A 12827-nucleotide genomic window follows, 5' to 3' on the forward strand; every position below is an offset into this window, starting at 1 on the left:
ATGCAAAACAGTTCTGGGAAAAAAACGAAATATCATCATGTAGACCCAAACAGCCTTTCATTTAAGCTGTTTTTGGTCTACGACATCTTTATGGTGTTTATTATCATTTTTAACTTGTTCTCTCTTGCAACTAATTTCTTTTTAATGAGCAGTATTGGGGCATGGTTCTTCGAACATATTCATTTGCCCCAAGTACTCAGCTTTTATCGTACTTCACTACATCCGTGGGTGATTACATCAGAAGCTTGGTTTATTGGTTTTTTAATTATTGAGCTGCTTGTACGCTGGGCTATTGCGATCATCAACAAGCACCATAAGCGTTGGTTCTTTTTCCCGTTTATTCACTGGTATGAAATTTTAGCTATTATTCCTCAGCTCCGTTTTTTACGTTTATTCCGCGCTGGGATTATTGCTTATCGCTTACATGAGTTGGGCTATCCAGTTGTTCCTGAAAGCTGGCGAAAAACTGGGCTATTTTATTATCGCGTCGTAATGGAAGAATTATCTGACCGCGTTGTAATTACCGTGATTGATGGTATTAGATATGAACTTGAAACAAGTTCTAGCCATAAACAGATTATTCACGACTTGGTTAATCATCATCGTGAGCAATTTACTGTTGCTCTAACTGCATTATTACAAGAATCTTTAGCCACCGCTTTAAAAGAACAAAAGCCTGCCATTACAAAAGGTGTGGGCAAAATTGTAGATCAAGCCATTATTGATACGCCTGAGCTAACTCAATTATTACGATTAATTCCTTTAGTCGGGGGCCGCATTGAACAGCAAATTCAAAGCATTGGTCAAAGATTAGGTGAAAATATTAGTGCAGGTTTAATTGAACCTTTAATTGAGGGCTCACCAAATAGTCCGAACCCTACTTATCAATTAATTTCTCAAAGAGTAAGTGAAATCAATATTAATAATCGTCAGCTTGAGCAATTGGTTGAATCTGTCGTGTTCGAGACACTGGAGTCCGTACGTAAACAAGTCAAGGTCAAACAATGGCAACAAACCCTTGCGGAGTATGATCGAATCAAAGAATAAGCATTTATTTAATTTTTTATGAATCACGCTAGAGAATTGGCACGAATTGTTCTAGCATTTGCCCTATTTACAATAAACTTAACGATATTACAGCTCGTTTAATGCCTTGAAGGAAGACTTATGGCTGATATACGGATTACCGGCAGAATGGTTAACTTTAGCAGGATAACCTTCGATACCAATGATCATGATGTGATCCGCCAGCAATTATCAAATATTTTAAATGAAGGTTCCTATCAAGGAACTTTAGTGATTATTGACAGTACAGTTGAGCAAGAGTTAATTGCATTGATTCAACTTCTGGTGAGCTTGGGTTTACAACCAATGGCGGTAATCGACGGTATTTTAGGAGATGAGGCTCGCGCTATTCAATTCCCTGTTTTACCGGCAGATCAACCATTACAACGCATTAAAGCGACAGCTGAACAAGTGGCTATTGTGGAAAAACCTGCTACAGCTCCTGCCTCGTCTTCAGCAGAAACAAAAAAACCACTAAACAAGATAGCGGTCGCTCATATTACCTCTTATCATGATGAAATTTTGCGTACAGGCCAATCCCTTGTACAAGATAACGGCGATATTATTTTAAAGGCTGGCATGAATAGTGGTTCCGAGGTGATCGCTTCAGGAAATATACATATTTATGGCACAGTTCGTGGTAGAGTCATTGCTGGTGCGGGCGGGCACGCAGCTGCACGCATTTTTTGCCAATCTTTAGAGGCGGAGCTCGTTTCCATTGCCGGAACGTATTGTGTCGCAGATGATATCCCTAAACATGTGGTAAAAAAACCAGTACATATTTATTTAAATGAAAAGCAAGAGCTTGAATTTGAAGCTCTAGAACTTTAATTTATTAAGCAAATCACCAAAAAACAGCCCTTTTAAGGGTGTATGACCATAATAGGAGTGGATTCGGTGGCCAAAATTGTTGTCGTAACATCAGGCAAAGGTGGTGTAGGTAAAACTACAACGAGCGCATCTTTTGCAACAGGTTTAGCCCTTCGTGGTCATAAAACTGTTGTGATTGATTTTGATGTAGGCTTACGTAACCTTGATTTGATTATGGGTTGTGAGCGTCGTGTTGTATATGATTTCGTTAATGTTATTAATAATGAAGCACGTCTGCAACAAGCCCTTATTCGCGATAAAGATATCGAAAACCTTTATATTTTACCGGCTTCACAAACACGTGATAAAGATGCGTTGAGCGACGAAGGTGTTGCTCGAGTTATTGATGAGTTATCTCAAGAGTTTGATTACATCATTTGTGACTCACCTGCAGGGATCGAGCGTGGCGCAATTTTAGCCATGTATCATGCAGATGAAGCAATCATTGTAACAAACCCTGAAATCTCTTCAGTACGTGACTCTGACCGTATTATTGGTATGTTAGATAGCAAAACCAAGAAAGTTGAACACAACGAAGGGCGTATACGTAAACATTTATGTATTACACGTTTTAACCCAGAACGTGCTGACCGTCAGGAAATGCTGACAATTGATGATATTTCTAAAGATATTTTACGCGTACCGACATTAGGTGTTATTCCAGAATGTCCAAGTGTATTACAAGCATCAAACGAAGGTAAGCCAGTTATTCTGTATTCAGAAACTAAAGCTGGTCAGGGGTATGATGATTTGGTTGCACGCTTCCTTGGCGAAGACCGTCCTTATCGACACATCACAGCTCAACCTAAAGGCTGGTTAGCACGACTATTTGGAGCGTAGATATGGCAGGATTCTGGAGTAAATTATTTAGCAGCGAAGAAAAACCATCAAGTGCTCAAACTGCCAAAGATCGTTTGAAAGTTATTGTTGCTTCTGAACAAGGTTTAGGCCGCCGTTTAAGCCAAGACAAAATTGATCAGATGAAAAAAGAAATCATGCAAGTGGTTAGTCGTTATGTTAGCGGTGTAGGTGAACAGCATATCCAAATGCAAGTTCGTTCTGAAGCTAATATCGAAATGTTAGAAATGAATATCAATTTACCTGAAGAACGATAATTCTATTTCTGACTATTCAATAAATCAGAATCAAGGCAAAATAACGCAAGTTATTTTGCCTTTTTTAAAATGAGGAGATTGTCATGGCATTATCACAGCCAGCAACTTTCAATGAAGAATGGTCCGATGAGCGTGTTTTTGCCTACCTCAACCAACTTCCTCCAAGTGGTGTGAATGCAGATTTTCATGTGCTCTACCATGCATTCAAACATATGCGCCCAACAGACTATGAGCGTCTTTTAAAGCAATTTATTGCGGACGGACGCGATATTAATGCCAAAGACCCTGAAGGCCAACGCATCCATGATGTAATTGCTAAGTTTCCGCGTCAATCAGCACCATTTTTAGAAGTTCTAGCAAAGTTTGCTTAAAAATAAAAAGCCTCTAAAAGAGGCTTTTTTCTTATCTAGACTTATCGATTACCAATCAGGAAAATACCAAATACGGTAAAAATACCACCCGAAATGCCATCAATCCATTTTGAAAAATTACGATAAGCTGCTCTAAAACTTGGTAGTGAAAAAATAAAAGTCACAAAGCAGAACCATAAAATTGTCTCGACCGTGACAATAATAAAGAGTAGCCAGTGAACTTGATCAAGTTGAGGATTAGCTAAAAATAAAGAGAAAACACTACCAAAATAAATAACAGCTTTTGGATTTGATAAATTGGTTATCAAACCTTTAATAAAAAATAAGTAAGGTGCTTTTGGGAGCTCAACAGCAACATTGCCCTCTTGCTCATTTTTTGAAAAAGCTGAACGTAGCATCTGATAGCCCAACCAACATAGATATAAGCCACCAGCAATGAGCAACCCTTGCTTTAACCAAGCCATTTTTTCAAAGATAAGATTTAGCCCCATTAGTGCCAAGCACGCCCAAAACATAACACCCGCCGTTATACCAGCAACGACCAGCATAGCGTCTTTACGAGACCGGCTAATGGCAGTTTGAGATACAAGGAAAAAATCAGGCCCGGGAGTAATAAGTGCGCAAAAGTGAATAAAGGCTAAAGTAATCAGAGCTAATAGCATGTCTTTCTCCTGATTTAATTCATTGTTATTTATTTAGGGAAAATACATTAGCATTTTTTACTAGACGATAAAATCTTTAAGTCATTTATAAATAGGTTCACTTTATTTAAGTTATAAAAAAGCCTCCGAAGAGGCTTAAATTATACGTATTAAACTAGAATATCCCGCTTACCATTAGGGCCCATTGAGCTCACAATGCCGTTCTCTTCCATTTGATCAATAATACGAGCAGCACGGTTATAACCAAGGCTAAATTTGCGCTGTAGCGAAGATGTAGACGCTTTTCGAGTTTCTAATACGAATGACACACATTGATCATAAAGTGCATCTCGGTCAGAACCACCCTCACCCTCTTCAAAGCCACGTGATGCAGGCTCTTCATCAAATGGAGTCAAGATTTCATCAATATAATCAGGCTCACCACGTTCACGCCAAGCATCACAAATACGGTTTACTTCATCATCACTAATGAAAGCACCATGCACACGTTCCGGCTCAATTTTACCAGGGCCCAAGAACAGCATATCACCATGACCTAACAAGTCTTCTGCACCACCAGCATCCAAAATAGTACGTGAGTCAATTTTACTGTTTACACGTAGTGCTACACGCGTTGGAATATTGGCTTTAATCAAACCGGTAATAACATCAACAGATGGGCGTTGAGTTGCAAGCAAGAGGTGAATACCAGCAGCACGAGATTTTTGCGCCAAACGGGTAATCATTTCTTCTGCTTTTTTACCCACTTGCATAATCATGTCGGCGAACTCATCCGCAACAATGACAATAGATGGTAATGGCGTTAAACGAGGTGCACGTTCTTGTGTCGCTGAATCACTTGGCTTCCAAGTCGGATCAATTAAGTCTTCACCATTCGCAATCGCTTCTTCAACTTTACGGTTGTAGTCACTTAATTTACGAATTTTTAAGAACGACATAAGTTTATAACGACGTTCCATTTCATTTACACACCAGTTTAATGCACTCACTGCATCTTTCATGTCAGTAACGACTGGAGTTAATAAATGTGGAATATCATTATAGTTTGCAAGTTCGAGCTGTTTTGGATCGATTAGAATTAACCGTAATTGGTCAGGAGTATATTTAAGCAACATCGATAAAATCATCGAGTTTACTGCAACTGACTTACCAGAACCTGTGGTACCAGCAACCAACATATGCGGTGCTTTCGCTAAATCAGTGAGTACAGGATTACCTGAAATATCTTTACCCATCGCCATACTAATTAATGCACTTGGGTCACGATATGTTGGTGTTTCCAATAACTCAATCAAACGTACCATTTCACGGGCACTGTTTGGCACCTCAATACCAATGTATGGTTTACCAGGAATAACTTCGACCACACGTACAGATGCCATCGACATTGAACGCGCCAAGTCACGTGAGATATTCGTGACCTTAGAAGCTTTAACACCGGGTGCCAAATCTAACTCAAAGCGAGTTACAACTGGCCCTGGTTGAGCCTCTACCACCTGTGCTTTAACGTTAAATTCTTGTAATTTAATTTCAAGCAATTCAGACAAACGTGAAAGTTGCTCTTCAGTAAAGTTGACTTTCTTATTTGGATCGACCTTATCGAGTAAATCAAGACCTGGTAAAGTTGGCAAATCCAAACGCTTCTTAGCAACTTGCATTGCACGAGACATTGGGCGACCTGATGCATCTGTTAACGGTGCATCAAAATCGAAATCGTCTTCATCAAAATCAGCATTTTCCTGCGGTTTTCCAGCAGTCTCCTGCCAAGCTTCAATAAACTCTTCTTTTGAAAGTTTGTCGGCCTGAATAGTCGTTTGAATAGGAGCTTTTACAAATGCTGAAGATTGCGCATAACTACTTGCTCTCACAGGTTCAGTTGGGGCAATGTCTTCATCTATTAATAAATCATCAAAATCTTCAAAGATTTGTTCGTTTGCTAAATTTTTAGGTGATTGATTTAAATTTGAAATATTTGAAGATGTTTCATTCGCAATATTAACAGATTGCGAAGTTGGTTCCGCCTCTACATGATGATCTTGAACAAATGGTGTATGCACATCTGTTGCAGTTTTACTGTTTGGAACCGCGGCAAGCAACTCATCAAAAATCTCATCATCATTCCAATCAAGACCATGTAAGTCTTGTTTAGATGATGGTTGATTTTGATTTACTTGAGAAATTGTTTGCTGAAATTGCTCATGAGTAGGAACTTGTTCTATCTCTGTCGAATCATCAGCTGCTCTTAAAAGCGCATCAATTTCTTGCTTATGACTCGCATCATCACGCTGTAAAGCACGCCATACTTCGCCAGTCGCAACTAAACGTTGGCTATCTCGTTCAAGTTTATGGGCCTGTTCAAGCGTATGCTCAAAGTTCTGAGTATTTGCAACTGGGGTATCTGCAACAGGTTCAGGTCGGCTCTGCTCTTTCGCTAGCACATCTGCAAATAAGCGCTCAGCAACTGCATCATGTCGCGTTGTGGTAGATTGCGGTTGAGTTGATTCAGATTGAACTGATGCTTCTTTCTCATCTGAAGCATTCGCATTCGTTTCTGCATTATCAGCAACTTTAACTGCGGCTGCTTTGTTGGCCGGTTGAGTTGTTAAGTCATAATCCGATTCATTCGGAGATACGTTCTTATAAAATAAATCTTGTAAATAACTTGGTGTAGCTTTGAGCGTAACCCATGTTTTACTCCATTGCACCCCAAATGCAAGAGTAAACAACACGACCCCGAAAACCAGTAAAAATAAGGTTGCACCGTAAATTGTTAACAATTGAGATAGGCTTTGACCTAACTCATAACCAATAATTCCCCCAGCTGCATTATCTAAAGTATCTGCCGGCACATTCCAGTGTAAATAAAGTAAGCTAGATACAACTAAAATTAAGAAGAATTGTGCAGCATAACGAAATGGGCGGTTTAGGAAACTACGTGGCCACCAAACCTGAATTGCTTCAATGAAAAGGAAAATTGGAATAAGCAAACTTGCCCATCCTAAAAAACCAAACAGCAAATCTGCAATCCATGCGCCAGCAATACCACTTGCATTGGATACTTGCTGAGTATCACTGGAAATATGCATCCAGCCCGGGTCAAATGGTGTATATGTTACTGTTGCCAGAAACATATAAATACCAAAAGAAACCAAGAATAATGTCATCAATAAGCGCTGTGCATAAACACTTGACACCGCAGTCATATACTGTCCTGTAACCCATTTAATTATTGGTTTAGAGATGTGAAGAACTACATTTTAGATCTTCAACGAATGAACTTTATATTATGCACCTGTTCTTACAAAAAAGGTGCATGATTCTTTACAGTTGTTGTTAACATAAGGCACTTCTATATTGTTATATAACTTAATTCGATTGACCTGATCAATATTATCCACATTGATTTAACGCTATTGATCGGCAAATTCACGTATAATTTTCAAAATTCTCGAAATAAATAAGGATACCCTCAATGAGTGCTCGTCATTCTCGGTTAATTATTCTCGGTTCTGGCCCTGCGGGCTATAGTGCAGCAGTATATGCAGCGCGTGCAAACCTTAAACCTACTTTAATTGCAGGTTTACAACTAGGTGGGCAACTTACAACAACAACCGAAGTTGACAACTGGCCGGGCGATCCTGAAGGTTTAACAGGTCCTGCATTAATGGATCGTATGCAAGCACATGCTGAACGCTTTGGTACAGAACTCGTCTATGACCATATTAACGAAGTGGACTTAAATGTACGTCCTTTTGTTTTAAAAGGTGACATGGAAGAGTACACATGTGACGCTTTGATTATTGCAACTGGTGCTACAGCTCAATATCTTGGTTTAGAGTCTGAACAAAACTTTATGGGCCAAGGTGTAAGCGCATGTGCAACATGTGATGGTTTCTTCTACAAAAACCAAAAAGTAATGGTTGTAGGTGGTGGTAACACTGCTGTTGAAGAAGCACTTTATTTATCAAATATTGCTTCACATGTAACGTTAGTACACCGCCGTGATACTTTACGTTCTGAAAAGATTTTGCAAGATCATTTATTTGCCAAAGAAAAAGAAGGCAAAATCAGCATTATCTGGAACCACGAAGTTGAAGAAGTATTGGGTGACAATACTGGCGTAACTAGTGTTCGCCTTAAATCAACTCAAGATGATTCTAAGCAAGACGTAGAGGTTCATGGTCTATTCGTAGCAATTGGCCACAAGCCAAACACTGGAATGTTTGAAGGCCAATTAAACTTACGTGATGGCTACATCCAAGTGCAAAGTGGTACTTCTGGTAATGCAACAGCGACTTCTGTAGCTGGTGTTTTTGCTGCTGGTGACGTCGCTGACAGCATTTATCGCCAAGCGATTACTTCTGCTGGGTCTGGCTGTATGGCGGCTCTAGATGCTGAAAAATATCTAGATAATCTTTAATTAATAGATTTCTAGAGTTTAAAAAACAGCCGTTCTTATAACGGCTGTTTTTTTAGAATAATGACTAGCTGACATATATTAATTTTTATAGCATAACCTTAAAGCTCATCTTATTTTATTTTTATGAATACACTTCCACTTTCTCAATTCATTTTTCCTGACCCGATTGAAGCCGATCCAGATGGGCATGGTTTAATTTGTATCGGAGCGGACCTCTCCCCTTCTACCCTATATGAAGCATACACCCATGGTCTCTTTCCTTGGTTTAATGAAGATGAGCCTATTTGTTGGTGGAGCCCAGAACCTCGTTGCGTGATCTACCCTCAAAACTACAAGCCCAGCAAGTCATTACTGAGAAATATGAAAAAACATGACTATGCAATTACGGTTAATCATGCCTTTGAACAAGTTATTCGCTCTTGCTCTTTGCCAAGAAGTTATGCAGATGAAACATGGATTAGCGAAGATATTATTCAAGGTTACTGTGAGATGTTTAATGCTGGTTATGGTTACAGTATTGAAGTATGGCAACAAAAGGAACTTGTAGGAGGTTTATACGGTGTTACGATTGGCAAAGGATGTTTTGGTGAGTCAATGTTTAGCAACGAAACCGATGTTTCAAAAATGGCTTTTTTTACATTAATGCTCATAGGACAAGAAAATCAGCTACCATGGATAGACTGCCAACTCGTAAACAGTCATTTAATTAGTCTGGGAGCCAGTACACTTTCTCGTCAAGACTACTTAAAATCGTTACAAGATGTAATTATTCACCCCTCTATCAATTGGAAAAAGTATCAAGAACGTGTATTTTCAAGTAAAACAATAGCATTAGATGCAAAATTAATGGAATGATAACAGGAGGGACCAATCATGAAATCATATCACCCGAAGTCCCTTTTAAATGATCTGCAGTATTATATTACTCCACCTCATGATTGCAGCTATCTAGAAAATAAATCAGCACGCATGGTGTTTTTAGATCCCATCCATCGAATTGATGTGGTCACTCTTTCGGAACTTTCTCGTTTAGGCTTTCGCCGTAGTGGCGACTTTGTTTATCGCCCTGAATGTCACCTATGTAGACAATGTCTGTCTTGTCGTGTTCCAGTTGCCGATTTTCAAATGAACAGCATGCAAAAAAAAGCATGGAAACGAAATCAAGATCTCACCATGACTGTTCTACCTACGCGACAAGCAGCACAAATTCATTATGATTTATACGAACGCTATATTAATGAACGCCATGCAGATGGTGATATGTTTCCGCCGAGCTTAGACCAGTTTGAAAAGTTTTTAGTACATAGCTGCACAGATAGTTTTTTTCTTGAGCTTTGGAAAGACAATCGGCTCATTAGCGTTTCTACTTGTGATTTAATGGATGATGGACTATCGGCTGTCTATACATTCTTTGATCCCGATGAGCATCGCAGATCACTTGGTGTTTACTCTATTCTTAACCAAATTGAATATGTGAAATCGCTCGGTTTAGAATATCTTTACTTAGGCTATTGGGTGCCGCATTCAGCTAAAATGAACTATAAATCTCAATATACACCTTTAGAACTTCTGCTCGATGGACAATGGCGCCGTTTAAACAGGTCATTATCACCAGAAGAAATTCAACAGCTAGGTACGTCTCTTATGACTACGTTACCTTCTGAATGGAATAATTTAATCATTAAATAAAGATGCGAAATCATCTGTACAGGTTTTTACCATAATGACTGCATGTTCACGCCCACCATCTTGGGTAGGATAATAATTGCGACGCAGATCAATTTGGTGAAAGCCTGTTTTTTCATATAGACCAATAGCGGCTTTATTACTTTCACGGACTTCTAAAAAGATTTGTACTGGTTGATTTTCTAATTTTTCAATTGATGCACTTAATAACTCATATCCTAAACCCTGCCCTTGCATTTGAGGATCAACGGCCATGAGTAACAAATTAGCTTCATCTAAAACAGGCTGTAAAATACAAAATCCAACCACTCTGTTTTGTGACTCAATCACTGTACATTGATAAGAATTCAAAGATTCAATAAATTGCTGTCTTGACCACGGATGTGTCTGAACTGATTTTTCAATTTGAACGACAATATCCACATCAATGTTTTGCATAGTACGAATCATGAGTTTCAACGCAATGAAGATTCTAAAGTAGTGCGTATTATAAAAACTTCCCAAGAAAAAACGAGCAAAAAAAAAGGACAATTGAATTGCCCTTTTTTTAAAGTAATTTTAAAGTCCTAATTTTTCACGCCAAGTTGCCAACAATGCTGTGGTATCAGAATCATTTGGATGAAATTTTGGTCTTAAAAAATCAAGCAATTCTGGAATTTGACGAGTCATAAAACCTTTACGACCATACATAAACTTAAGCATGTATTTCGTATCTTTCCAAGTTAATTTATCATCAGTCTTAAGTAACTTAGCAGTAAAATAAGACTGAGTTGCAAAGATTAATGCCATTGCAATAATCAAGGCTGTTGAACGCATAAAATAAGCTTTCGGACCTTGTCCGTACATACTTGTATACACATCAAATGCCACAGCTTTATGTTCATTTTCTTCAACTGCGTGCCACATCCACAAATGATACATAGTGTCGTCTTGGAACATGGCCTGAATTTCAGGGTTTTGTAAAAGTTCAGCTGCAATGGTCGATGTGAAATGCTCTAGAGCACAGGTTCCAGTCAAATCAATCATTTCTTTGGTATAGCCAAAAGGTTTCATTAATTTGGTTACAACAGCTGTACCCATCTTAATGACTTTTCCTGTTTGCTTTTCCATATGGCGCACATCATAACCATAAGCCTGTGCTGAAGCATTAAATGCTAAATGCTCTTTGGAGTGCATCGCTTCTTGACCAATAAAAGCACTAATTTCTTTTTGAAGATCTGGATCAGCGAGCTTTGGATCATTTCGAACGGCACGCGTACTATTTACAAAGAACTGCTCACCTTCTGGAAAAAGGGCCGATAATGCTGTCATAAAATGTGTTAATGCTGCATCATAATTTGCCCAATAACGTGGGACCTGAGCAAATTCAAAATCCATACGACGCACAGGGAAACTAGCGCCAGCACGATTGGAAATATTTACCTTAGCATTCATCTCAGACTCCTTTTAAGTGAATAGCTAATTCACATATAACTTTATTTATTTTCTTAATATTTATAATCATACGTCTTTCGATGTACCAATTAAGTGCAGATGAGGACAGAGAAATATCAGATGAGGTCATTCATAGACACATAAAGGTGCAATATCTGCTCCATGATCTCTTTAAAATAGTTATAGAAAAATAAAAAGGGCCACTATCGGGCCCTTTATAAATCATGAATTAAATCTATAAACCTAATTTTGCTTTCCATGTTTTCAATAGCCCAACAGTATCTAGGTCATTCGGATGAAAGCCAGGTTTAAAGTAAGCTAACATTTCTTTAGCCATACCACTAATAATACCTTTAGATAGACTATATCCGTATTTATAAATTACTGACAGTTCATCTAAATTCAACTTGTTGTCCTGCTTTAATAAACGAAGCACAAAGGATGACTGGATTAAAAAGATTAAAGTCATAGCAAATACCAAAGAACTGGTTCGTAACGCATAAGCTTTTATGCCTTTACCAAACACACCTTCGTACACGTCATAAGCTACGGCTTTATGCTCATTTTCTTCAATCGCATGCCAGTACCACATTGTTGACATTGTCTCATCTGTCATAAGCTCTTGAATGTGCTTATTGACCAATAATTGCGAAGCAATAGTAGCGGTAAAATGCTCAAGAGCCGTTGTAGCAGTCAAATCAACCATTTCTTTCGTCATACCGAAAGGTTTGACAATTTTTACAAAAGTTTTAATTGCTGTTTGAATTGCCGTATCGGTAAATTTCTCTAACGTTTCTACATCATGACCAAACTTTTGAGCAGAAGCATTGAAGTTTACGTGCTCTTGAGTATGCATTGCTTCTTGTCCAATGAAAGCACTAATCTCTTTTTGGAGCGCTTCATCATCTTTAATAGCTGGGTGATAACGTACTGCTCGTACACTATCTATAAAGAATTTCTCACCAGCCGGAAACAATGCTGACAATGCGGTCATAAAATGTGTGAGTCCAGCAGAACCATTCATCCAATATTCTGGTACATCATTAAAGTCAAAATTCATACGACGTACTGGAAAGCTTGCGCCTGCACGATTCGTAATATTCACTTTAGCATTCATACCCAAAGCTCCTTAGTAAGTAACCCTAGTTACTCAAACTTTATTGTTCGTTTTCTTGATTCTTATCATACAAAGTTAATAAAAAGG

13 protein-coding genes are annotated in these 12827 nt (G+C 38.5%); 8 read left to right on the top strand and 5 right to left on the bottom strand.

All coding sequences use genetic code 11. The features are described from left to right. From KIP84_RS14145 to KIP84_RS14165, 5 genes are all read left to right on the top strand, one after another. On the top strand, positions 1 to 1047 hold the full coding sequence (locus tag KIP84_RS14145) for a preprotein translocase subunit SecA (protein ID WP_213688780.1): 1047 nt from the start codon (positions 1 to 3) through the stop codon (positions 1045 to 1047). Positions 1048 to 1167: 120 nt separating this feature from the next. After that, positions 1168 to 1896, top strand: coding sequence for a septum site-determining protein MinC (gene minC, locus KIP84_RS14150; RefSeq protein ID WP_005075304.1), 729 nt, complete (start codon positions 1168 to 1170; stop codon positions 1894 to 1896). A gap of 66 nt (positions 1897 to 1962) precedes the next feature. Further along, a complete protein-coding gene (minD, locus tag KIP84_RS14155) occupies positions 1963 to 2775 on the top strand; it encodes a septum site-determining protein MinD (protein ID WP_002121719.1) in 813 nt (270 codons plus the stop codon). A 2-nt stretch (positions 2776 to 2777) separates the two neighbouring features. After that, positions 2778 to 3050, top strand: a complete 273-nt coding sequence (gene minE, locus KIP84_RS14160; RefSeq protein WP_000896934.1) for a cell division topological specificity factor MinE — start codon at positions 2778 to 2780, stop codon at positions 3048 to 3050. Positions 3051 to 3133: 83 nt separating this feature from the next. Beyond that, complete coding sequence (locus tag KIP84_RS14165; protein ID WP_005070896.1) at positions 3134 to 3421, top strand: PA4642 family protein; 288 nt, start codon at positions 3134 to 3136, stop codon at positions 3419 to 3421. 41 nt (positions 3422 to 3462) lie between these two features. Here the strand turns inward: KIP84_RS14165 and rhtC are convergent, their stop codons facing one another. Both rhtC and KIP84_RS14175 read right to left on the bottom strand, forming a co-directional pair. Further along, the gene (rhtC, locus tag KIP84_RS14170) at positions 3463 to 4083 is read right to left on the bottom strand and encodes a threonine export protein RhtC (RefSeq protein WP_005803155.1); all 621 of its coding nucleotides are present in this window, start codon (positions 4081 to 4083) and stop codon (positions 3463 to 3465) included. A gap of 149 nt (positions 4084 to 4232) precedes the next feature. Then, complete coding sequence (locus KIP84_RS14175; protein ID WP_213688781.1) at positions 4233 to 7286, bottom strand: DNA translocase FtsK; 3054 nt, start codon at positions 7284 to 7286, stop codon at positions 4233 to 4235. A 269-nt stretch (positions 7287 to 7555) separates the two neighbouring features. On the opposite strand from KIP84_RS14175, the gene trxB reads away from it, so the two are divergent. From trxB to KIP84_RS14190, 3 genes are all read left to right on the top strand, one after another. After that, positions 7556 to 8503: a thioredoxin-disulfide reductase gene (trxB, locus tag KIP84_RS14180; protein ID WP_002121722.1), complete on the top strand. Its 948-nt coding sequence runs from the start codon at positions 7556 to 7558 to the stop codon at positions 8501 to 8503. Between the two features lie 123 nt (positions 8504 to 8626). Beyond that, entirely contained in the window at positions 8627 to 9358 is a 732-nt protein-coding gene (aat, locus tag KIP84_RS14185) for a leucyl/phenylalanyl-tRNA--protein transferase (RefSeq protein ID WP_213688782.1), read from the top strand. Positions 9359 to 9376: 18 nt separating this feature from the next. Continuing rightward, complete coding sequence (locus KIP84_RS14190) at positions 9377 to 10192, top strand: arginyltransferase (RefSeq protein ID WP_004703325.1); 816 nt, start codon at positions 9377 to 9379, stop codon at positions 10190 to 10192. On the opposite strand, the gene rimI is transcribed toward KIP84_RS14190, so the two are convergent. The 3 genes from rimI to KIP84_RS14205 all read right to left on the bottom strand — a co-directional run bounded on the left by rimI (position 10178) and on the right by KIP84_RS14205 (position 12740). Beyond that, on the bottom strand, positions 10178 to 10639 hold the full coding sequence (gene rimI, locus KIP84_RS14195) for a ribosomal protein S18-alanine N-acetyltransferase (protein WP_005075296.1): 462 nt from the start codon (positions 10637 to 10639) through the stop codon (positions 10178 to 10180). The two genes, KIP84_RS14190 and rimI, sit on opposite strands and share 15 nt — an antisense overlap. A 108-nt stretch (positions 10640 to 10747) precedes the next feature. Then, positions 10748 to 11623, bottom strand: coding sequence for a metal-dependent hydrolase (locus tag KIP84_RS14200; RefSeq protein WP_002121736.1), 876 nt, complete (start codon positions 11621 to 11623; stop codon positions 10748 to 10750). A 235-nt stretch (positions 11624 to 11858) separates the two neighbouring features. Continuing rightward, a complete protein-coding gene (locus KIP84_RS14205) occupies positions 11859 to 12740 on the bottom strand; it encodes a metal-dependent hydrolase (RefSeq protein ID WP_213688783.1) in 882 nt (293 codons plus the stop codon). Positions 12741 to 12827: the final 87 nt, after the last annotated feature.

This window comes from Acinetobacter sp. BHS4, from assembly GCF_018454425.1.
Classification (GTDB): domain Bacteria; phylum Pseudomonadota; class Gammaproteobacteria; order Pseudomonadales; family Moraxellaceae; genus Acinetobacter; species Acinetobacter pittii.